Consider the following 20296-nt stretch of genomic DNA (forward strand, 5'->3'; position numbering starts at 1 on the left):
ACATCTCCGAGTAGCGCAGTGGGCCCCCGGGCCGCCACATTACTAGCTGGGGGTCACGGAGCGGCACCCTCCGGGCGCCCGCTGTGCACGCGCGGAGGCGTAGAGGCACACGGCGGCGGCCGTCGCGAGGTTCAGGCTCTCGGCCCTGCCGTGGATCGGGACCCGCACCACGGCGTCCGCCAGCGCCCGGGTCTCCTCCGGCAGGCCCCAGGCCTCGTTGCCGAAGACCCAGGCCGAGGGGGTGCCCATGGTGCCCGCGTCGAGCTCGGCGTCGAGGTCGTCCTCGCCGGCCCCGTCGGCCGCGAGGATCCGTACGCCGGCTGCCCGGAGCCCTTCGACGGCCTGCTCCACCGGGACACCGACGGCCACCGGCAGGTGGAAGAGGGAACCGACGGAGGCGCGTACGGACTTGGGGTTGTACAGGTCGACCGAGGCGTCGGTCAGCACCACCGCGTCCGCGCCGGCGGCGTCCGCGCAGCGCAGGACGGTACCGGCGTTGCCCGGGTCGCGGACGTGCGCGAGGACGGCGACGAGCCTCGGCCGGGCCGCCAGGATCTCCTCGAAGGGGGAGTCCAGGAAGTGGCAGACGCCGACGAGGCCCTGCGGGGTGACCGTCTGGGACACCTCGGCGAGGACCTCGTCGCCCGCGTAGTGCACCCGGGCACCGGCGGCCAGCGCGGCGTCGATGATGTCCGCGTAGCGCTCGGCGGCATCGACGGTCGCGAACAGCTCGATCAGGGTGCTCCCGCCCGTGGCCCCGCGGTGCTCGGCGGCCTCGCGGACGGCTTGCGGACCCTCGGCGATGAACCGGCGCTCCTTGGTGCGGAAGTTGCGCCGCGCCAGTCGCCTGGCGGCGGCCACCCGCGGGGATCGGGGGGAGATCAGCTCGGCGGGGGTGCCCATGGTGTCTGCGGTTCTCTCTCGGGTCCTGGTGCGGAGGGGAAAGCACACGGACCCGCAGGCGAATGCCTGCGGGTCCGTGGGGGCCGGCCCCGTGACTGCCGGGCCGGCTGGCCCCTAGGCGGCGGCCTTGGGGGCGTTGACGTCGGCCGGAAGCGCCTTCTGCGCGACCTCGACGAGCGCGGCGAACGCGTTGGCGTCGTTGACGGCCAGCTCCGCGAGGATCTTGCGGTCCACCTCGATGTTGGCGGCCTTCAGACCCTGGATGAGGCGGTTGTACGTCATGCCGTTCTGGCGGGCAGCGGCGTTGATGCGCTGGATCCACAGCTGACGGAAGTCGCCCTTGCGCTTCTTGCGGTCGTTGAAGTTGTAGACCAGCGAGTGGGTGACCTGCTCCTTGGCCTTGCGGTACAGGCGCGAACGCTGACCGCGGTAGCCGGAGGCCGCCTCGAGGATCGCCCGGCGCTTCTTGTGGGCGTTTACTGCCCGCTTGACGCGTGCCACTTTTTAACTCCTTGTAGCGGGGCCGTGGTTGTCTTCACACGACCCGAATTCGATGGGGTCCCGGTCTTGACGTCCCGCTCCCGGGAGGGGAGCGGAGGACGTCACTTGCCGAGAAGCTTCTTGATCTTCGCGGCGTCGCCGGGGGCCATCTCCGCGGTGCCGGTCAGGCGGCGGGTGACACGGGACGACTTGTGCTCGAGCAGGTGGCGCTTGCCGGCGCGCTCACGGAGCACCTTGCCGGAGCCGGTGATCTTGAAGCGCTTCTTGGAACCGCTGTGCGTCTTGTTCTTCGGCATAGCGCCGTTGTCTCCTCGTCGGTGGCGCTCCCACCGGTCCGCTGCGGACCGGCTCCGGGAGCGTCATGTCGTGTTGGTGATCCGAGACGGGCCGCCCCGGAATCAGGCCTGGGTGTTCGCCTCGTCGGCGGGCGCCTCGCCGGCACCTGCCTCGTCGGTGGCAGCCTCGGTGACCTCGGCGGCCTCGGTCTCCTGCGCCTCGGGCGCGGCGTCCTCGGAAGGAGCCTCGTCGTCGGTGTAGGACACGCCGTCTTCGGTGTAGGCGACGCCCTGGCGCTCGGCCTTGCGGGCGGCCTGCGCCTCGCGGGCCTCGGCCATGGCCTCGGTCTTCTTCTTGTGCGGACCGAGAACCATGATCATGTTTCGGCCGTCCTGCTTCGGGTTCGACTCGATGAACCCGAGGTCCTCGACGTCCGAAGCCAGACGCTGCAGCAGCCGGAAGCCGAGTTCCGGCCTGGACTGCTCGCGACCGCGGAACATGATCGTGATCTTGACCTTGTCGCCCTGCTTGAGGAACCGGACGACGTGACCCTTCTTGGTGTCATAGTCGTGCGGGTCGATCTTCGGCCGGAGCTTCATTTCCTTGATGACCGTGTGCGCCTGGTTCTTGCGCGCCTCACGGGCCTTCATGGCCGACTCGTACTTGAACTTGCCGTAGTCCATGAGCTTGCAGACCGGCGGGCGTGCGGACGCCGCGACCTCGACCAGGTCGAGGTCGTACTCCTGCGCGAGCTCAAGCGCCTTCGCAAGCGGCACGATGCCGACCTGCTCGCCGCTGGGACCGACAAGCCGTACCTCGGGAACGCGAATCCGGTCGTTGATGCGGGGCTCGGTGCTGATGGATCCTCCTCGGTAGCACCACACGGCTGCCTGGCAGACAGCCGCTGACGTGTATGTCCGTCAGACCTACCGCGGCGGGAGAATGAAAAAAGCCCCGCCGGGCACAGGCAGGGGCTCCAGAACAACCGGAGCACCGCCGCGTGCGAACCGCGGGGCGCAACATCGGGCAGCTTTCCATCGTCCGTACGGAACGATGGATACCACCTGACCGGATGACCCGACACCCCGGAGGGCTGTCAGGTGGGAGAACGGAGCCTCCACTTGTGGGCCGGGCACAGCTGTGTCCGGCCGGTCGAAGTACATACTAGCACCCGCGTGGCAAGCCCGCCGCACGGCATATCGTGGGCCACATGACTGACGCGACCCCCTCCCACGACCCCGCTGCCGACGCCTCCCCCGACTACGACGCCATGACCCGCGACATCGCGGACGTCCCCGCGGTCGAGGTGATCACCACGGTGGCCGTACACCTGCTGAGCGCCGCGGCGGTCAATCTGGGCCTGGACAAGCCGGACTCCGAGCACAAGGACCTCGACGAGGCCCGCAAGCTGATCACGGCCCTGGCCGGTCTGGTCACGGCGAGCGCCACCGAGATCAGTTCCTTCCACGCCGCTCCGCTGCGGGACGGCCTGAAGTCCCTCCAGCTCGCCTTCCGCGAGGCCTCGATCGTCCCGGACGAGCCGGGGCAGGGTCCGGGCGAGAAGTTCACCGGCCCGGTCTTCGGCTGAGCCCCGCACCACTTCGTACGGCCACGGCCGGCGCGGCCCCGAGGGGGCGCGCCGGCCGTCTTCGTACCGTCGTGCGCCGTGCGCGGGCGGGCGGCGGCGGTCAGCGGCTGAACAGCGCCTCGCCGGACGGAGCCGGGGCGTCCCCGGGGAGCAGCGCCAGGTCCAGCCCCCGCACCAGCCGGGCCCGCAGCGTCTCGTCCGCCGCGAGGGCCTCGGCGAGCCGCCGGGCCGCCGCGGGGGCCTGCCCGGTCCCACCGGCCAGGACGACGGCGAGGGTGCCGTCGGCTCCCGCCGCGGCCGGGCCCAGGTGGGCCCGCAGTACGTCGGGTTCCGCCGCGACGGCGGCCCGTACGGCCTCCCGTACGGCGGGATCGGCCAGCGGGTCCGCGTCCGTGCGGCCCTCGGCGAGCGCGAGCAGCGCGGGGCCGGTCAGCTGGTAGGCGACCGGCCCGGCCAGGTCCAGGACCACGGTGTCGGCCTTCTCGTGCGCGGCGGCGGCGAGGGCCTGGTGCAGCGGCACGGCCACCGGCCGGGCGGCCGGGTCCCAGAGCGCCAGGGAGGCGGTCGAGGTGAAGGCGGGCAGCGCCCGGCGGTCGCCGGCCCGCAGGGTGGGGACGGCCATGTCGCTGGTCTTCTCGCGCTTCAGGCCCGTCTCGGGGTCCGTCTCCACCTCGCCGAGGACGGCGACGACGGGGACCAGCAGGCGGGCGCCCTTGAGGGCGGCCAGCACCTCGGGCTCCTTGGCCCGGTCCTCGGCCCAGGCGGCCAGGGCCGCGGTCAGCCGGGGATCGGCGGAGCCGTCGTCGTCGGAGAAGCCCGGGTCGGGAATGTTCTTGTTCGCCATGTTCGCCACAGTTACCCGACCCTACTGTGCCGCGTACCGATCCCCGCCCCGGCCCCGGCCCCGGGCGGCCCGCCGCGGGCGTCGTGCCAGCACGGCGGCCAGCGCGAGCAGCGCCGCCCCGGCGAGCGCGGCCTGCGGCGCCCCGAACCGGGCCTCGCGCTCGGGCGGGCGGGCCGGTTCGGGCCCGGAGCCGAAGTAGGGGCGCTCGGCCGGGGCGGGTGCGGGCACCGGCGCCTCCGGCAGCATCGCCTCGGCCACCTGGAGCGCGGCGACGGGATCGACCGTGCCGTGGCCACGGGCGTCGTCGCGGCCACCGGCCGGGGAGTCCGAGGCGGTGTCCTCCAGCAGCTTCTTGACCTGGGCCGGGGAGAGGTCCGGGTGGGCGGCCCGGACCAGGGCCACCGAGCCGGAGACGAAGGCCGCCGCCGCGCTGGTGCCCCAGCCCTCGTAGTACGACCGGTCGGGGTCGGCGATCACCACGTCCACGCCGGGGGCGCTGACGGTGGCGTACCAGTTCCGCGTGGAGAAGGCGGCCTTGCGGCCCCGGCGGTCGACGGCGGTCACCGCGATCACGCCGGGGTAGGCGGCGGGGTAGGAGACGCGGTCGCCGCTCTCGCCGCCGTTGCCCGCGGAGGCGACGACGACCACGCCTTTGGCGAGGGCGTACTGGACGGCCTCGTCCTCCCCCGCCTCGTGGTGCGCGGAGTCGCTGTCGTCGCCGAGCGACAGGTTGATCACGTCCGCCCCGTGGTCGGCGGCCCAGCGGATGCCTTCGGCGAGGGCGCCGCCCTTGCTCTCGCGGGCCTGGGCGCGGCCCGGGTCGCCCTCCTCCAGGATCACCCGGACCGGCAGGATCTTCGCCTGCGGGGCGATGCCGAGGACGCCCCGGCCTCGGCTGGGACCGTGGCCGTGCCCGGCGATGATGCCGGCCATGGCGGTGCCGTGGCGGGCCCAGGAGCGGTCGCCCCGGCCCGCGCCCATGCCGACGAGGTCGGTGCCGGCGAGGACCTGGCCCGCGAGGTCGGGGTGGGCGTCGTCGACCCCGGTGTCCAGGACGGCGACGGTGACGCCGTCGCCCCGGGTGGTCCCCCAGGCTTCCTCGGCGCGCAGGGCCAGCAGGCCCCACTGGCGGTCCCGGACGGTGTCGGCGGCGGCCGGGGGCGCGACGGCCGCGGAGACGAGGAGCGCCGCGGCGGTCAGGGCGGCGGCGGCCGGCGCGAGCGCCCGGGCCGGGCGGCGGCGGGTCATCGGGCGGGCTCCGGGGCGGCGGGCGGGGCGGCGAGCGCCCGCAGGGCGGCTTCGATCCGGTCCGCGACGGCCTCGGCCTCGTGGCCGAGGCCCGCTTGGGCGACGGCTCCGGTGGCGTCCTTCTCCACCGCCTCCTCCGCGGGGCGGGGCGCGTCCACGGCGCGGCCGTCGCCGAAGGCGGAGACGGTGTAGACGGCGACGGGGGCCTCGGGCAGCACGGCGACGCTCCAGGCCGCGCGCTGGGCGTCGGTGAACCCGTACGCGGGCGGGGCGGTGAGGCGCGTGGCGGCCGCGGCCATCGCGGCGGCGTCGGCGGGGGTGAACACCATGCCGACCGCGACCAGGGAGGAGCGGGTGGCGTCGGTGTAGGTGGCGCGCAGCACGCGGGTGCAGCCGGTGGCCGCCAGCCGGTCGCGCCACTCGGCGGACAGGGCGCCCGCGCAGTCGGCGTCGGGGGCGACGGCGATCCGGGTCCAGGTGCGGTCGGCGCCGCCGGGTCCGGCGTCGGGGCCGGCCAGGACGGTGGGGAAGAGGCTGTCCACGGGGGCGGTGTGCCACAGGGACCCGGCCGCCCGGTAGGCGGCGTCGGGCGGCAGCGGCCGGTGGGCGGCGCGGTGTTCGGCCCAGACGGCGGCCGCGGCGCCGCCGGTGAGGCCGGTGCCGAGGAGGCCGCACAGTGCGGCGGCGAGGACGCGTCCGGGGTGGCGGCGCGGGCGGGCTTCGGGGAGCGGGAGCGGCTCGGGCTCGCCCGGCAGCTCGGTCCGCGGTGTCGTCGTGGTCATCCGGCGGCTCCGCCCCCCGTTCCGTACGGCTGCCTGCCCGTACTCTACGGCTCCTCCCGGCGGGGCGCGGGCCCGGGTCTCCGGCGACCCGGGCGGGGCGGGGGCGGCGGGGCGGGGCCGGGCCGGGCCGGAACGATGGGGCGGGAGACGGCCCCGGGGGCCGGAACGACAGCACGGAGACGGGCCGCGAGGCCGGAAACCGCACGGGAGACGAGCCGCGAGGCCGGAACGACAGGACGGGACAGGGATCCCGAGGCCGGAACGGCGGGACGGGCTACGGGCCGGCGATGAGGCGAGGGACGGGCGGCGGGCGGGGGCGGCGGGGGCGGGTCGCCGCGGTGCGGGCGGTGGCGCGGGTACGGGTGCCCTCGACCCCTACCCACCGGTAGTGCGGTCTGGCAAGCTGCCGCCCATGAACTCCCCCGCCGCCGACCGGGCCCGGTACGACCGGGCGACCGCGCACCTCGACGCGCCGCTGGCCGTCGTGGACCTCGACGCGTTCGACGCCAACGCCGACGACCTCGTGCGCCGGGCCGGCGGGAAGCCGGTCCGGGTGGCCAGCAAGTCCGTCCGGTGCCGGGCCCTCCTCGAACGGGTGCTGGAGCGGCCCGGGTTCGCCGGGATCATGTCGTACACCCTCGCCGAGTCGGTCTGGCTGGCCCGCTCCGGGTTCGAGGACGTGCTGCTGGCCTACCCGTCCGCGGACCGGGCCGGTTTCGCCGAGCTGGCCGGCGACCCGAAGCTCGCCGCGGCGATCACCGTCATGGTCGACGACCCGGCCCAGCTGGACCTGGTCGACCGGTCCCGTGACGGCGGGACCCAGGAGGTCAGGGTCTGCCTGGAACTGGACACGGCCCTGCACCTGCTCGGCGGCCGGATCCGGGTCGGAGCCCGGCGTTCGCCGCTGCGCGAGCCGGAGCAACTGGCCGCGCTGGCCCGTACGGTCTCGGCCCGGCCCGGCTTCCGGGTGGTGGGGCTGATGGGGTACGAGGGCCACGTGGCCGGGGTCGGTGACGCGCTGGCCGGGCGTCCGCTGCGCTCCCGGGCCGTCCGGCTGATGCAGGGTGCGGCCCGCAGGGAGCTCGCCGCCCGGCGCGCGGAGACCGTACGGGCCGTCCGCGCGGTGGTCCCGGACCTGGAGTTCGTCAACGGCGGCGGGACCGGCAGCGTGCAGCAGACCGCCGCCGAGGACGCGGTGACGGAGATCGCGGCCGGGTCCGGACTGTACGTGCCGCGCCTGTTCGACAACTACACCTCGTTCCGCGGGCGTCCGGCGGCGCTGTTCGCCCAGCCCGTGGTCCGGCGGCCCGGCGTCGGCGTGGTCACGGTGCTCGGCGGAGGCTACCCGGCCTCCGGCGCGGCGGGCGCGGACCGGCTGCCCGTCCCGTACCTGCCGCAGGGGCTGCGCTACGACCCGCAGGAGGGCGCGGGCGAGGTGCAGACCCCGCTGCTCGGCAGCCCGGCCGACGACCTGCTGATCGGCGACCGGGTCTGGTTCCGGCACGCCAAGGCCGGGGAGCTGTGCGAGCGCTTCGACACGCTGCACCTGATCGAGGGCGACCGGGTGACGGCCACCGCCCCGACGTACCGCGGCGAGGGCCGCACCTTCCTCTAGCCGGGCCCCGCGGGGACGGGCGGGGGGCGGCGGTCAGTCCCGCGCGTACACGGAGTCGGTCTGGTCGGGGATGACGGTCGCGTCGTCCCGGCGGACCGGGCGCGGTGTGCCGTCGTGGTCGACGTAGCCGGTGGTGGCGCACGGGTAGGGGCCGGTCTTCTGCTTCTTGGGTTCGATGAACATCGGGTTCACGATCCACGTGCCGTCGCTGTCGTCGTACGCCCGGCACATCAGCTCGTTCTTGTTGCGGTTCACCACGAGCCGCAGGGCGGTCGCGTCGCGCAGGAACGAGATGTCGGTGTCCGAGTCTCCCGCGGCGAACACCTGGCGGCGGGCGGGCGGCTGGACCTGCTCGGCGGCCGGGCCGCGGACTCCGAAGACCTCCTGGTTGATCCAGCAGCGCTTGCCGTCGATGTACGTGATCATCGTGTCGGCGCCGTCCCGGACCGACCCGCAGCCCTTCAGGTGGGCGGTGAGCCGCCCGTCGCGCGCGGTGGTGTTGCGGATGCCGATGACGTGGCCGGCGTCGATCCCGACGCCCCGCGCCCAGACCTCGACGACCGGCTGGGGTGAGGCCGAGCTGATCCAGACGTCGAAGCCGGCCTTGTGCAGACTCGCGACCAGGTCCTTCTGCTGGTCGTAGTAGCGGACCCAGCCGGTGGCGGTGCCGCTGCCGACCCGCTGGACGGCGCCGACCGGCGCGGCGAGGTTCTCCGTACGGGCGGCCGCGGCGAACCCCCGTACCTCGCGGGCGGTCCAGCCCTGCGTCAGCTGCGCGAGCCAGGCGTAGCCGGGCTCGGTGGTGCGGCGGTCCCAGCCGGCGAAGGCGGATGCCCCGGCCCGGGTCGCGGAGGTGCCGTAGACGGCGTTGACCTCGTCGGCGCAGCGGTCGGCCGCGGGGGTGCCGGCGCCGGTGGGCAGCGGGGCGCCGGGGCGGGCGAGGCCGCCGCAGGCGTCGGCCAGGGCGCCGGCGGCGGCGGGGGTCAGGAAGCGGCTGGTCGTGGACCAGTCGCCGCGGGCGGGCTGGCGGATCTTCCCGTTGCGCAGCAGCCAGAACATGGTGGCGTCGCCGACGTCGTTCTTGACGACGGTGTTGTCCCAGTCGAAGACGGCGACGGGCTGGGCCCGGCCGGGCCGGTGCGGGGCGCAGCGGCCGTACGCGTCGATGAGCCGCTGGAGGCGGGCCTGGTTGCCGCCGTACCAGCCGGCCTTGAGCTGCGGGGTGGGGCACGGGGTGCCGGGGCGGCCCGCCGGGGCGGCCGGGCCCGCGGCGACGAGGGTGCCGGCGGCCAGCACGGCCGCGGCGACGGCTCGGAACCGCCGGGTGCTGCTGGGTCGGGTCACTGGGTGGACACTCCTGTTTCCTCTTCCTACGAAGATCGTCGCGGGTGGTGGAGCACGGCAGCCGGGCGTCGTCGCGACGCCCGGCTGCCGGGAGGGTGCGGTCCAGGTGACCGGTGGGGAGGGCCCGCCGGCCGGGCCGGCTACAGGGGGGTGACGTACGCGCCGGAGATGCCGCCGTCGACGACGAAGTCGGCGGCGTTGACGAAGGAGGAGTCGTCGCTGGCGAGGAACGCGACGGCGGCGGCGATCTCCTCGGCCTCGGCGAAACGTCCGACGGGGATGTGGACGAGGCGGCGGGCGGCGCGCTCGGGGTCGCTGGCGAACAGCTCGCGCAGGAGCGGGGTGTTGACGGGCCCCGGGCACAGGGCGTTGACGCGGATGCCCTCGCGGGCGAACTGCACGCCGAGCTCGCGGGACATGGCCAGGACGCCGCCCTTGGAGGCGGTGTAGGAGATCTGCGAGGTGGCGGCGCCCATGAGGGCCACGAAGGACGCGGTGTTGATGATGGATCCGCGCCGCTGGGCCTGCATGTAGGGGAGGGCGGCCTTGCAGCACAGGTAGACGGACGTGAGGTTGACGTCCTGGACGCGCTTCCAGGCGTCGAGCTCGGTGAGGAGGATCGAGTCGTCGTCGGCGGGTGAGATGCCCGCGTTGTTGAAGGCGATGTCGACGGAGCCGTAGGTGTCGAAGGCCGTCTTGAAGAGGGCGTCGACCTGCTCCTTGTCGGTGACGTCCACCTGGACGAAGAGGCCGGCGACCTCTTCGGCGGCGGCCTTGCCCGCGACCGGGTCGACGTCGGCGCAGACGACGTTGGCGCCTTCGGACGCGAGCCGGCGGGCCGCGGCCAGACCGATGCCGCTGCCGGCTCCGGTGATGACGGCGGTGCGGCCGACGAGGCGGCGGCAGATGATCTCTTCGGTGCGGTCGGTCATGGGGTTCAGGCCTCCGTGCTGATGAAGACGTTCTTGGTCTCGGTGAAAGCGGTGAGGGCGTCGGGGCCGAGCTCGCGGCCGAGGCCGGACTGCTTGTAGCCGCCGAAGGGGGTCGAGTAGCGGACGCTGGAGTGGGAGTTGACGGACAGGTTGCCCGCGGCGACGGCGCGCGAGACGCGCAGCGCGCGGCCGATGTCGCGGGTCCACAGGGAACCGGAGAGGCCGTACTCGGTCGCGTTCGCCAGGCGTACGGCGTCCTCCTCGTCCTCGAAGGGGAGGACGACGGCGACCGGGCCGAAGACCTCGTCGGTGGCTACGGGCGCCGTGGGGCCGGCGCCGGTGACCAGGGTCGGCGGGTACCAGAAGCCGGGGCCCTCGGGAGCCGTGCCGCGGACCGTGGTGAGGTCGTCGGTGACGTAGGACCGGACCCGCTCCAGCTGCGCCCGCGAGATGAGCGGTCCCATCTGGGTCTTCTCGTCGGCCGGGTCGCCGACGACGACGCTCTCGATGCCCGGGGCGAGCAGCTCCAGGAACCGGTCGTAGGCGGAGCGCTGGACGAGGATGCGCGTACGGGCGCAGCAGTCCTGGCCGGTGTTGTCGAGGAAGGCCATCGGGGCGGCGGCGGCCGCCGCTTCGAGGTCGGCGTCGGCGAAGACGATGTTGGGGCTCTTGCCGCCTAGTTCGAGGGTCACCCGCTTCACCCGGTCGGCGCACTTGGCCATGATCTGCTTGCCGACGCGGGTGGAGCCGGTGAAGACGATCTTCGCCACGCCGGGGTGTTCGACGAGCGCGTCGCCCGCGACCGCGCCGCGGCCGGGGAGCACCTGGAAGAGGTGCTCGGGGATCCCGGCCTCGAGGGCGAGTTCGGCGAGCCGCAGGGCCGTGAGCGGGGTGGTCTCGGCGGGCTTGAGGATGACGGCGTTGCCGGCGGCGAGCGCCGGGGCGAGGCCCCAGGCGGCGATCGGCATCGGGAAGTTCCAGGGGGCGATCACGCCGATGACGCCGAGGGGTTCGAGGAAGGTGACGTCGATGCCGCCGGCGACGGGGATCTGGCGGCCGGAGAGCCGCTCCACTCCGCCGGCGGCGAAGTCGAGGAGGTCGCGCACGTTGCCGGCTTCCCAGCGGGCGTTGCCGATGGTGTGGCCGGCCTCGCGGACCTCCAGCAGGGCCAGTTCCCCGAGGTGGCCGTCGACGACCGCGGCGAAGCGGCGCAGCAGCCGGGCCCGGTCGGCGGGGGCGGCCGCGGCCCAGTGGCGCTGGGCCGCGGCGGCCCGGGTGACGGCGGCGTCGACGTCGTCCCGTGTGGCGGCCGGGACGGTGGCGACGACTTCCTCGGTGGCCGGATTCAGGACTTCCAGCACATCGGACACGTGGTGCCTCACAGACTTTCGGTTCGGTGGCGTCGACGGGGCGGCGTCGGGGGGCGCCGTCGGCGGGGCGCCGTCGGCGGGACGGGCGGCGGGCCGGGCTGGCGGGCGGGGCGGCGACCGACGGGCTACAGGCGCTCGAAGGAGCGGCGCAGTTCCCAGTCGGTCACGGCGGAGTCGAAGGCGTCGAGTTCGACCCGGGCCATGTTCCGGTAGTGGGCGACGACCTCGGGGCCGAAGGCGGCCTTGGCGATCTCGCTGTTCTCCCAGAGCTCGGCGGCTTCGCGCAGGGTCGTGGGGACGTGGGCGTAGTCGCCGGTGTAGGCGTTGCCCGCGCACGCCTCGGGGAGTTCCAGCCGGTGTTCGATGCCGTAGAGGCCGGCCGCGACCAGGCCCGCGACCGCGAGGTACGGGTTGACGTCCCCGCCGGGCAGGCGGTTCTCGAAGCGCATGGAACGGCCGTGGCCGACCACGCGCAGGGCACAGGTCCGGTTGTCCACGCCCCAGGCGACGGCGGTCGGGGCGAAGGATCCCGGCCGGAAGCGCTTGTACGAATTGATGTTGGGGGCGTAGAGAAGGGAGAAGTCGCGCAGCGCGGCCAGCTGGCCGGCCAGGAAGTGGCGCATCACCGGTGACATTCCGCCGTGGTCGTCCGGTCCGTCCCCGGCCATGGCGTTGCGTCCGTCGGAGTCGCCCAGCGAGAGGTGGATGTGACAGGAGTTGCCCTCGCGCTCGTCGTACTTGGCCATGAAGGTGAGCGAGACGCCTTCCTGGGCGGCGATCTCCTTCGCTCCGGTCTTGTAGACGGCGTGCTGGTCGCAGGTGGTGAGCGCTTCGTCGTAGCGGAAGGCGATCTCGTGCTGCCCGAGGTTGCACTCCCCCTTGGCCGACTCGACGACCAGTCCCGCGGCCTGCATCTCGTTGCGGATGCGCCGCAGCAGCGGCTCGACGCGGCCGGTTCCGAGGACGGAGTAGTCGATGTTGTACTGGTTGACGGGGGTCAGCTCCCGGTAGTTGGCGTTCCAGGCCTGCTCGTAGGTGTCCTGGAAGACCATGAACTCCAGCTCCGTGCCGACCATCGCGGTGTACCCGTGCTCGGCGAGGCGCTCCAGCTGACGGCGCAGGATCTGCCGGGGGGCGGCGACGACGGGCGAGCCGTCGCTCCAGGCCAGGTCGGCGACGAGGAAGGCACTGCCGGGGTTCCAGGGGAGGCGGCGCAGGGTGGCGAGGTCGGGGTGCATCGCGAAGTCGCCGTAGCCCCGGTCCCAGGAGGACATCTCGTAGCCGTCGACGGTGTTCATGTCGGTGTCGACGGCGAGGAGGTAGTTGCAGCCCTCCGTACCGTGTTCGAGGACCTCGTCGAGGAAGAACGGTGCGGCGAACCGCTTCCCCTGGAGGCGCCCCTGCATGTCGGGGAAGGCCATGACGACGGTGTCGATCTCGCCGCTGGCCACGAGCGAGCGGAGCTCTTCGGGCGTCAGCGGCGGCGTGCGGTCTACCACGGGAATCTCTCCTTCGGTGAGCCGAGAAGGCCTAAGGTATTGAATAGAACCATTGCTTGGGAAGGGGAGGGGCCGAGATGACCGACACGGCGAGCGAGGGCGGGGCCGTCGCCCGGCTGAATCCCGTGCTGCGGCAGGTGCGGGCCGGCAACGGCTTCGAGGAGGCGCTGGAGCAGATCCTCCAGGTCGTCCGGCTCGGCCTGGTGCCGGGCGGCGAACGGCTGCCGCCGGAACGCGAACTGGCCGAGCGGATGGGGATCAGCCGGGTCACGCTGCGCGAGGTGCTGAAGGTGCTGCAGGACCAGGGACTCGTGGAGGCCCGCAGGGGACGGTACGGCGGAACCTTCGTCCTGCCCCGTCCCGACACCCCGGCGGGCGGCACCGAGGAGGAACTGCGCCGGCGCGTCGCGGGGGTGGACATCGAGGACGCGCTGCGGTTCCGCGAGGTCCTGGAGGTGGGGGCGGCCGGACTGTGCGCCGCGCACGGCCTGACCGAGGAGGGGACCGAGCGGTTGCTCGGCGCGCTGGCCGCGACCCACGACGCCCCGCTCGCCGACTACCGGCGCCAGGACACCCTCTTCCACCTGACCCTGTGCGAACTGGCCGGGTCCGCCACCCTGACGGCCCAGTACGCGGCGGTCCGGGCGACCGTGAACGACCTGCTGGACTGCATCCCGCTGCTGGTGCGCAACCTGGAGCACTCGCAGCAGCAGCACACCGCGCTGGTGGAGTCGGTCCTGGAGCGGGACGCCGACGGGGCCCGCGCGACGATGCGCGAGCACTGCTGCGGCACCGCGGCGCTCCTGCGGGGGTTCCTGGCCTGATCCCGCCCCCGGGTGGCGCGTTGGCGGCGGATCTCCGGAGGCGCATCGGAGAGGCATTCGTTACGTCCGTTTAACGCAGAGGTCTTGCGCACTCGCCCCGACTGCGGCAAAGGTACGCCCCACAACCATTGCCCCGAGGCAGGAGCGCACGATGGCCGACGACATCGAGGCACGGCTGAGAGCCGTGCCCGCACCCACCGATTCCCCCGAGGGGGGCGACGACTACCTGGGGCGCCGCACCCTGCGCCGCGGCAGCGCCGGCTGGCTGCTGCTCACCGGTCTCGGCGTCGCCTACGTCGTGTCCGGCGACTTCTCCGGATGGAACGTCGGCCTGGACAAGGGCGGTTTCGGCGGCCTCGCCATCGCCACCGTCCTGATGGGCGCGATGTACGCCTGTCTGGTCTTCTCGCTCGCCGAGCTGTCCACCATCCTCCCCACGGCGGGCGGCGGCTACGGCTTCGCCCGGCGCGCGCTGGGCCCGTGGGGCGGCTTCCTCACCGGCACCGCCATCCTGATCGAGTACATCCTGGCCCCGGCGGCGATCGTCATCTTCATCGGCGACTACGTCGAGTCCCTCGGACTCTTCGGCCTCACGTCAGGCTGGCCGGTCTACCTCGTCTGCTTCGCGGTCTTCATCGGCGTCCACCTCTGGGGGGTCGGCGAGGCCCTGCGCTTCAGCCTCGTGGTCACCGCCATCGCCGTCGCCGCCCTGCTGATCTTCGCGGTGGGCGCCTTCACCGAGTTCGACGCGGCCGGCCTGAACGACATCCCCGTCGACGCGGAGGCCTTCGGTTCGAACTCCTGGCTGCCGATGGGCCTCCTGGGCATCTGGGCCGCGTTCCCCTTCGGCATGTGGTTCTTCCTCGGGGTGGAGGGCGTGCCGCTGGCGGCGGAGGAGGCCAAGGACCCGGTCCGCTCCATGCCGAGGGCGCTGTCCATCTCCATGGGCGTCCTCGCGCTGCTGGCGCTGATCACCTTCTTCGCGGCGACCGGCGCACAGGGCGCCGACGCGGTCCGTACGGCCGGCAACCCGCTGGTCGTGGCCCTGGAGGGGGACGGCGGCCCCACCGCGCTGAGCCGCTTCGTCAACTACGCCGGTCTCGCCGGGCTGGTGGCCTCCTTCTTCTCGCTGATCTACGCGGGCTCGCGCCAGCTCTTCGCCCTCTCCCGGGCCGGGTACCTGCCCCGGTTCCTCTCGCTCACCTCGCGGCGCAAGGCCCCCTACCTGGGTCTCGTCATCCCGGGCGTCATCGGCTTCGCCCTGGCCGCGGCCACCGGCGACGGCGCCCGCATGCTCAACATCGCGGTGTTCGGCGCGACCATCTCCTACGCCCTGATGGCCCTCTCGCACATCGTGCTGCGGCGCCGGGAGCCCGGACTGGAGCGTCCGTACCGCACCCCGGGCGGGATCGCGACCTCGTCGGTGGCCTTCGTACTGGCCCTCTCGGCCCTGGTCGCCACCTTCCTCGTGGACAAGGACGCCGCGTTCATCGCACTGGCCGTGTACGCCGTCGCCCTCGCCTACTTCGCCTTCTACAGCCGGCACCACCTGGTGGCCTCGGCTCCCGAGGAGGAGTTCGCCGCCCTCGCCGAAGCGGAGGCGGAACTCGCGCGCGACTGAAATCCTGGCCCCTGACCGACGCCACCACTCCCGTCCCGGAGGTAGAGAACGTGCCCAGGCCGCTCATCGGCATCAGCACCTACGTGGAGGAGTCCACCCGCTACGGCGTGTGGGACCTCCCGACGTCCCTGGTCCCCTCCGGGTACTACGAACTCGTCCAGGCGGCGGGCGGCGCGGCCGTGCTGCTCCCGCCGGACGAGCCCGGGAGGGCCGCGGAGGTGCTGGGCCGGGTGGACGGCCTGGTCGTCGCGGGCGGTCCGGACCTGGACCCGGTCCGTTACGGCGCCGCCCGCGACCCCCGTACGGGCCCCCCGGCGACGGTCCGCGACCGGTGGGAGCTGGCCCTGCTGGACGCCGCGCTGGCGGCGGGCCTGCCGCTGCTGGGGATCTGCCGGGGCATGCAGGCGCTGAACGTGGCACTGGGCGGCACGCTCGTCCAGCACATCGACGGGCACGTCGGCACCCCGGGGGTGATGTCCCGGCACCCGGTCCGCCCCGTGCCGGGCACCCGGTACGCGGCCGCGGTCCCGGAGGAGGCGCAGGTCCCGACGTACCACCACCAGGCCGTCGACCGGCTGGGCCGGGGCCTGGTCGTCTCGGCCGACGCGGTGGACGGCACGGTGGAGGCGATCGAGCTCCCCGGTACGGAGCACTGGGTGCTGGGCGTGCAGTGGCACCCCGAACGGGACCGGGACACCCGCGTGATGGGCGCCCTGGTCGAAGCCGCGGCGACCCGCGCCGCCCTCCGCGCACCGGACCGCGTCCCGGTGGCGTAACGGCCCCCCGGACCACGGCCGATCCGACGGCACCGCGGCTTCGTGGCTCCGGGACTCCGGGACCCCGTGGCTCCGTGGCTCCGTGGCTCCGTGGCTCCGTGGCTCCGGGACCACGGGACTCCGGGACCACGGGACTCCGGGACTCCGGGACCACGGGACTCCGGGACCACGGGACCCCGGGACTCCGGGACCACGGGACTCCATGGCTCCGGGACCCCGTAGCTCCACGGCTCCGGGACCCCGTAGCTCCATGGCTCCGGGACCCCGTGGCTCCGTGGCTCCGTGATCCCGGGACCCCCGGCCCCGGCCACCGGGCCCCGACCGCGGGGCGACGGCCCTCCGCGCCCCCGGCCACCGGAGGCGCACACGCCGGCCAGGTGGCCCCGGCGCGGCTACGGCGCCGGTCGGCGGGTCAGCGACAGGAGGTCCCGCGCCGGGCCCGCCGGTCGGGAGCCCGCGGGCCACACGGCCCGCAGCGCGCGGTCCAGCGGCGCCCCCGCCACCGGCACCTCCACCAGCCGGCGCGCCGCGAGCTCGTCGCCCACCGCCAGCTCCGACAGCACGCACGGCCCGGCCCCGCTCAGCGCCGCCGCCTTCACCGCCGTGGTCGACGCGAGCTCCAGCAGCGGCTCCGCGAGCCCCCCGCACCCGGCCAGGGCCGCGTCCAGCACCTGCCGCGTCCCCGACCCCCGCTCCCGCAGGATCAGCGGGGCCGAGGCGAGTTCGTCCGCCGTCACGCCCTTCGCGCGCCGCGCCCACGCGTGGCCCGGCGCCACCGCCACCACCAGGCGGTCCTGCGCGATCACCGCCGAGTCCAGTCCGTCGGGCACGGTCAGCCCCTCCACGAAGCCGAGGTCCGCCTCGTGCGCGAGCACCCGCTCGGCGACCACGGCCGAGTTTCCGGCGTGCAGGGACACCGCCGTGTCCGGCCGCTGCCCGCGCAGCGCGATCAGCCACCCGGGCAGCAGGTACTCCGCGATGGTCATGCTGGCCGCCACCCGGAGCCGCGAGTCCCGCCGGCCCCGCAGGGCCTGCGCTCCCGCGTCGAAGGCCTCCGCCGCCTCCACGACCCGCCGGGCCCAGTCGGTGACCAGCGCGCCCTCCGCCGTCAGCGTCGAGCCGCGCGGCGACCGGTCGACGAGGGCCACCCCCAGCCGCGTCTCCATCGCCCGGATGCGACTGCTGGCCGCGGGCTGCGTGATGCCCAGCCGCCGGGCCGCCCCGCTCAGGCTGCCGACCCGCGCCACCTCGAGCAGCAGTTCCAGCGCGCCCAGATCCGGCACCCGGTGCGCCAGCGGAACCCACTCCTCATTACCCATAACATCAGTTTATGGCCTCATAGGGAGATGCCCTCTGCCCCCCGGTCCGCGCCCGCCGGACCCTGGAGCCATGGCCACCACCCTCGCGCTCCCCCGCACCACCCGCTCCGAGGCGACCGCCCCCCGGGCCCACGGGGCCCTGCGGAACCTCGGGCCGAACTGGTACGCCTCCGTCATGGGCACGGCGATCATCGCCAACGCCGGCGCGACGCTCCCGTACCAGCTCCCCGGCCAGCGCGTGGCCTGCCAGCTCGTCTGGGCGCTGTCCGCCGCCGCCCTCGCGGTACTGCTCACGGCCCGCGCCGGGCACTGGATCCACCACCGCGACCAAGCCCGTGCCCACCTCCTCGACCCCTCCGTGGCCCCGTTCTACGGCTGTCTGTCCATGGCGCTGCTGGCCGTCGGCGGCGGCACCCTCATCGTCGGCAGGGACCTCATCGGCCTGGACGCGGCCGTCGCCGTGGACGCCGTGCTGTTCAGCGCCGGCACCGCGATCGGCCTACTGATGGCCGTGGCCGTCCCGTACCTGATGGTGGTGCGCCACCAGGTCGAGGCCGCGCAGGCCACCCCCGTCTGGCTGCTCCCCCTCGTCGCCCCCATGGTCTCGGCAGCGCTCGGGCCCCTGCTCGTCCCCCACCTGCCCGCCGGTCAGGCCCGCGAGGCGATGCTGCTGTTCTGCCACGCCCTGTTCGGCGTCAGCCTGCTGGCCACCCTGCTGATGCTCCCCCTGATCTTCGCGCGGCTGGTCTTCAGCGGCCCGCTGCCCCTGCTGCTCACCCCGACCCTGTTCCTGGTCCTGGGCCCCCTCGGCCAGTCCACCACCGCCGTGAACCAGCTCGCCGACGCGGCGCCCGGGGCGATCGGCGCCCCGTACGCGGAGGGCCTCGCCGCCTTCGCGGTCATGTACGGGGTCCCCGTGATGGGGTTCGCGCTGCTGTGGCTGGCCCTCGCCGCGGCCATGCTGGTCCGCGCGGCCCGGCGTGTAATGGGCTTCTCCATGACCTGGTGGGCGCTGACGTTCCCCGTGGGCACCTGCGTCACCGGCGCCGCCGGACTGGCCCGCCACACCGGCCTGACCGCCTTCGCCTGGCTGGCCGCCGCCCTCTTCGCCTGCCTGCTGACCGCCTGGCTGCTCGCGGCCGCCCACACCCTGCGCGCCCTGTTCACCCGCCGCCTGCCGGCCCGCTGACTCCCGCGCCTACGCGGCGCCCGTGAGCCGGTCGCGCTGGATCCGGCGGGCGAGGGCGCGCCGTACGGAGGGGGATCCGGCGGGGGGCGGTCCCTCCGGGGCCGGTCCGCCCGCGGGTGCTCCGGCGAGGGCGTCGAGGCCGCGGGCGATCCGGTCGTAGGCGGCCCGGCAGCCCGTGGGCAGCTCGTCCCGGCGCCGGTCCAGGTCCTCCTCGACGAGACGCCTCAGGTCGTCGACGTTCCGGGGGGTGAAGCGCTGCCTGCCCCGGGCGACCGCGTCGACGAAACGCGTACAGCGGGCGCCGCCGCCGAGGGACTCGGAGATCTCCTCGGCGAGGCCCCAGAGCCGCCCTTCCAGCCAGGGGCCGTCGGGCTGGTCGAGCCAGAGCCCGGCCGGGGGCGGCGGATCGCCCTCCCGGTACTTCGCGACCTGCTTGGAAACGGCGGGCTGGCTCATGTCCGTGAGCCGGGCGATCTTCTCCTGGGTCCACCCGAAGCCCACGAACAGCTGGATCATCTCGCCGCGCAGCCTGCGCATCTCCTCACCCGCGCGGATGACCTCGTTCATCTCGGCGAGCATCCGCCCGGCCTGATCCTCGGTCAGCCCGCCGGGGTTCCGGTACGCGCCCTCATCGCCTGTCATAGCACGGTTATACACCCGGGCCCCCGAACCGCCCCGCGCACCATAACCAGGTTGTACAACCTGGTTATGAATGGCATGATCCGCGCCATGCCCCTCTTCACCGCTCCCGACGGCACCCGCCTCGCCTACCGCGTGACCGGCGCCGGCGACCCCCTCCTCTGCCTCCCGGGAGGCCCCGCGGACTCCCGGTACCTCGGCGACCTCGGCGGCCTGTCCGCCCACCGCCGGCTGATCACCCCGGACCTCCGCGGCACCGGCCGGTCCTCGGTCCCCGACGACCCCGCCTCCTACCGCTGCGACCGGATGGTCGACGACGTCGAGGCGCTGCGGGCCCACCTCGGGCTCCCCCGGACGGACCTGCTGGCGCATTCCGGCGGCACCGACCTGGCGACCCTGTACGCGGCCCGGCACCCGGAGCGCGTCGGCCGGCTCGCCCTGATCACCCCCGGCGCCCGGTCGGTCGGCCTGGCCGCCACCGGGCGGGCGCGGCGGGAACTCGCGCTGCTGCGCGGGGACGAGCCGTGGTTCCCGGCGGCCTTCGCCGCGCTGGAGGCCCTGATCGCGGGTACCGGCGGGGACCGGGAGGCCGTCGCCCCCTTCCTCCACGGCCGGTGGGACGCCGCCGCCCGGCGGCAGCACGCGGCCGGACGGCCGGACAACGCGGAGGCCGTCGCCCGCTTCGCCGCCGAGGGGGCCTTCGACCCGGCCGCGACCCGGGCCGCGTGCGCCGCCTTCGGGGCGCCCGTCCTGCTGCTCGCCGGGGAGTACGACCTGAACAGCCCGCCCGGCACGGTGGCCGGCTTCGCGGAGCTCTTCCCCGACGCCACGCTCGTCGTCCAGCGCGGAGCGGGCCACTACCCGTGGCAGGACGACGCCGGCCGGTTCGTGTCGGCCGTCGCGGCCTTCCTCTCCGGCGAACGGTCCGGGACCTGACGGCCGTCCGCTCAGCGCGCCGCGCTCAGCGCCCGGGCGAACGGTCCGGGACCTGACGGCCGTCCGCTCAGCGCGCCGCGCTCAGCGCCC

At 74.4% G+C, this 20296-nt stretch carries 20 protein-coding genes; 7 read left to right on the plus strand and 13 right to left on the minus strand.

The annotated features are described in order from the left end of the window. Positions 1–42: 42 nt before the first annotated feature. The 4 genes from ACFWW8_RS28875 to infC all read right to left on the minus strand — a co-directional run bounded on the left by ACFWW8_RS28875 (position 43) and on the right by infC (position 2564). On the minus strand, positions 43–903 hold the full coding sequence (locus ACFWW8_RS28875; protein ID WP_386533030.1) for a TrmH family RNA methyltransferase: 861 nt from the start codon (positions 901–903) through the stop codon (positions 43–45). A gap of 114 nt (positions 904–1017) precedes the next feature. Beyond that, a complete protein-coding gene (gene rplT / locus ACFWW8_RS28880; RefSeq protein ID WP_007263143.1) occupies positions 1018–1404 on the minus strand; it encodes a 50S ribosomal protein L20 in 387 nt (128 codons plus the stop codon). A 101-nt stretch (positions 1405–1505) separates the two neighbouring features. After that, positions 1506–1700 carry a 50S ribosomal protein L35 gene (gene rpmI / locus ACFWW8_RS28885; RefSeq protein WP_030387121.1) on the minus strand — a complete coding sequence of 65 codons (195 nt, stop codon included), beginning with the start codon at positions 1698–1700 and terminating at the stop codon, positions 1506–1508. Between the two features lie 102 nt (positions 1701–1802). Beyond that, positions 1803–2564 (minus strand): translation initiation factor IF-3, encoded by a 762-nt coding sequence (infC, locus tag ACFWW8_RS28890; protein ID WP_386533033.1) that lies wholly within the window; start codon positions 2562–2564, stop codon positions 1803–1805. A gap of 326 nt (positions 2565–2890) precedes the next feature. On the opposite strand from infC, the gene ACFWW8_RS28895 reads away from it, so the two are divergent. Then, complete coding sequence (locus ACFWW8_RS28895; protein ID WP_386533035.1) at positions 2891–3268, plus strand: DUF1844 domain-containing protein; 378 nt, start codon at positions 2891–2893, stop codon at positions 3266–3268. Positions 3269–3368: 100 nt separating this feature from the next. Here the strand turns inward: ACFWW8_RS28895 and ACFWW8_RS28900 are convergent, their stop codons facing one another. The 3 genes from ACFWW8_RS28900 to ACFWW8_RS28910 are packed head-to-tail and all read right to left on the minus strand — an operon-like array spanning position 3369 to position 6142. Next, positions 3369–4112 carry an SseB family protein gene (locus tag ACFWW8_RS28900; RefSeq protein ID WP_386533038.1) on the minus strand — a complete coding sequence of 248 codons (744 nt, stop codon included), beginning with the start codon at positions 4110–4112 and terminating at the stop codon, positions 3369–3371. A gap of 21 nt (positions 4113–4133) precedes the next feature. After that, the gene (mycP, locus tag ACFWW8_RS28905; RefSeq protein WP_386533041.1) at positions 4134–5360 is read right to left on the minus strand and encodes a type VII secretion-associated serine protease mycosin; all 1227 of its coding nucleotides are present in this window, start codon (positions 5358–5360) and stop codon (positions 4134–4136) included. Further along, a complete protein-coding gene (locus tag ACFWW8_RS28910) occupies positions 5357–6142 on the minus strand; it encodes a hypothetical protein (protein WP_386533044.1) in 786 nt (261 codons plus the stop codon). Before ACFWW8_RS28910 ends, mycP begins: the two co-directional genes overlap by 4 nt. 412 nt (positions 6143–6554) lie before the next feature. On the opposite strand from ACFWW8_RS28910, the gene ACFWW8_RS28915 reads away from it, so the two are divergent. Further along, entirely contained in the window at positions 6555–7757 is a 1203-nt protein-coding gene (locus tag ACFWW8_RS28915; protein ID WP_386533047.1) for an amino acid deaminase/aldolase, read from the plus strand. A 33-nt stretch (positions 7758–7790) separates the two neighbouring features. Here ACFWW8_RS28915 and ACFWW8_RS28920 read toward each other — a convergent pair whose 3' ends face one another. The 4 genes from ACFWW8_RS28920 to ACFWW8_RS28935 form a co-directional block, all read right to left on the minus strand. Beyond that, positions 7791–9101: a haloacid dehalogenase-like hydrolase gene (locus tag ACFWW8_RS28920; protein ID WP_386533050.1), complete on the minus strand. Its 1311-nt coding sequence runs from the start codon at positions 9099–9101 to the stop codon at positions 7791–7793. 140 nt (positions 9102–9241) lie between these two features. Further along, complete coding sequence (locus tag ACFWW8_RS28925) at positions 9242–10033, minus strand: 3-oxoacyl-ACP reductase (RefSeq protein ID WP_386533053.1); 792 nt, start codon at positions 10031–10033, stop codon at positions 9242–9244. Between the two features lie 5 nt (positions 10034–10038). Further along, complete coding sequence (locus ACFWW8_RS28930) at positions 10039–11403, minus strand: aldehyde dehydrogenase family protein (protein WP_386533056.1); 1365 nt, start codon at positions 11401–11403, stop codon at positions 10039–10041. A gap of 125 nt (positions 11404–11528) precedes the next feature. Then, complete coding sequence (locus ACFWW8_RS28935) at positions 11529–12902, minus strand: glutamine synthetase family protein (RefSeq protein ID WP_386533059.1); 1374 nt, start codon at positions 12900–12902, stop codon at positions 11529–11531. 77 nt (positions 12903–12979) lie between these two features. Here ACFWW8_RS28935 and ACFWW8_RS28940 point away from each other — a divergent pair, with 77 nt between their 5' ends. From ACFWW8_RS28940 to ACFWW8_RS28950, 3 genes are all read left to right on the plus strand, one after another. Continuing rightward, positions 12980–13726 carry a FadR/GntR family transcriptional regulator gene (locus ACFWW8_RS28940; protein WP_386533062.1) on the plus strand — a complete coding sequence of 249 codons (747 nt, stop codon included), beginning with the start codon at positions 12980–12982 and terminating at the stop codon, positions 13724–13726. 151 nt (positions 13727–13877) lie between these two features. Beyond that, the gene (gene eat, locus ACFWW8_RS28945; RefSeq protein ID WP_386533065.1) at positions 13878–15347 is read left to right on the plus strand and encodes an ethanolamine permease; all 1470 of its coding nucleotides are present in this window, start codon (positions 13878–13880) and stop codon (positions 15345–15347) included. A 50-nt stretch (positions 15348–15397) separates the two neighbouring features. Beyond that, positions 15398–16123, plus strand: a complete 726-nt coding sequence (locus tag ACFWW8_RS28950) for a gamma-glutamyl-gamma-aminobutyrate hydrolase family protein (protein WP_386533068.1) — start codon at positions 15398–15400, stop codon at positions 16121–16123. Between the two features lie 392 nt (positions 16124–16515). Here the strand turns inward: ACFWW8_RS28950 and ACFWW8_RS28955 are convergent, their stop codons facing one another. Next, positions 16516–17442 (minus strand): LysR family transcriptional regulator, encoded by a 927-nt coding sequence (locus ACFWW8_RS28955; protein ID WP_386533070.1) that lies wholly within the window; start codon positions 17440–17442, stop codon positions 16516–16518. A 70-nt stretch (positions 17443–17512) separates the two neighbouring features. Here ACFWW8_RS28955 and ACFWW8_RS28960 point away from each other — a divergent pair, with 70 nt between their 5' ends. Further along, on the plus strand, positions 17513–18631 hold the full coding sequence (locus tag ACFWW8_RS28960; protein ID WP_386533072.1) for a TDT family transporter: 1119 nt from the start codon (positions 17513–17515) through the stop codon (positions 18629–18631). A gap of 9 nt (positions 18632–18640) precedes the next feature. Here ACFWW8_RS28960 and ACFWW8_RS28965 read toward each other — a convergent pair whose 3' ends face one another. Next, positions 18641–19273 carry a sigma-70 family RNA polymerase sigma factor gene (locus ACFWW8_RS28965; RefSeq protein ID WP_386533075.1) on the minus strand — a complete coding sequence of 211 codons (633 nt, stop codon included), beginning with the start codon at positions 19271–19273 and terminating at the stop codon, positions 18641–18643. 87 nt (positions 19274–19360) lie between these two features. On the opposite strand from ACFWW8_RS28965, the gene ACFWW8_RS28970 reads away from it, so the two are divergent. Beyond that, positions 19361–20206, plus strand: a complete 846-nt coding sequence (locus ACFWW8_RS28970) for an alpha/beta fold hydrolase (RefSeq protein ID WP_386533165.1) — start codon at positions 19361–19363, stop codon at positions 20204–20206. Positions 20207–20296 lie beyond the last annotated feature (90 nt).

This window comes from Streptomyces sp. NPDC058701 (assembly GCF_042715295.1).
Lineage (GTDB): Bacteria > Actinomycetota > Actinomycetes > Streptomycetales > Streptomycetaceae > Streptomyces.

Excerpts from the sequence above, each read along its gene's own strand:
- ACFWW8_RS28875 (WP_386533030.1), bottom strand. The coding sequence starts at position 903 with ATGGGCACCCCCGCCGAGCTGATCTCCCCCCGATCCCCGCGGGTGGCC.
- rpmI (WP_030387121.1), bottom strand. The coding sequence starts at position 1,700 with ATGCCGAAGAACAAGACGCACAGCGGTTCCAAGAAGCGCTTCAAGATC.
- ACFWW8_RS28895 (WP_386533035.1), top strand. The coding sequence starts at position 2,891 with ATGACTGACGCGACCCCCTCCCACGACCCCGCTGCCGACGCCTCCCCC.
- ACFWW8_RS28900 (WP_386533038.1), bottom strand. The coding sequence starts at position 4,112 with ATGGCGAACAAGAACATTCCCGACCCGGGCTTCTCCGACGACGACGGC.
- mycP (WP_386533041.1), bottom strand. The coding sequence starts at position 5,360 with ATGACCCGCCGCCGCCCGGCCCGGGCGCTCGCGCCGGCCGCCGCCGCC.
- ACFWW8_RS28910 (WP_386533044.1), bottom strand. The coding sequence starts at position 6,142 with ATGACCACGACGACACCGCGGACCGAGCTGCCGGGCGAGCCCGAGCCG.
- ACFWW8_RS28915 (WP_386533047.1), top strand. The coding sequence starts at position 6,555 with ATGAACTCCCCCGCCGCCGACCGGGCCCGGTACGACCGGGCGACCGCG.
- ACFWW8_RS28925 (WP_386533053.1), bottom strand. The coding sequence starts at position 10,033 with ATGACCGACCGCACCGAAGAGATCATCTGCCGCCGCCTCGTCGGCCGC.
- ACFWW8_RS28940 (WP_386533062.1), top strand. The coding sequence starts at position 12,980 with ATGACCGACACGGCGAGCGAGGGCGGGGCCGTCGCCCGGCTGAATCCC.
- eat (WP_386533065.1), top strand. The coding sequence starts at position 13,878 with ATGGCCGACGACATCGAGGCACGGCTGAGAGCCGTGCCCGCACCCACC.
- ACFWW8_RS28955 (WP_386533070.1), bottom strand. The coding sequence starts at position 17,442 with ATGGGTAATGAGGAGTGGGTTCCGCTGGCGCACCGGGTGCCGGATCTG.
- ACFWW8_RS28960 (WP_386533072.1), top strand. The coding sequence starts at position 17,513 with ATGGCCACCACCCTCGCGCTCCCCCGCACCACCCGCTCCGAGGCGACC.
- ACFWW8_RS28965 (WP_386533075.1), bottom strand. The coding sequence starts at position 19,273 with ATGACAGGCGATGAGGGCGCGTACCGGAACCCCGGCGGGCTGACCGAG.
- ACFWW8_RS28970 (WP_386533165.1), top strand. The coding sequence starts at position 19,361 with ATGCCCCTCTTCACCGCTCCCGACGGCACCCGCCTCGCCTACCGCGTG.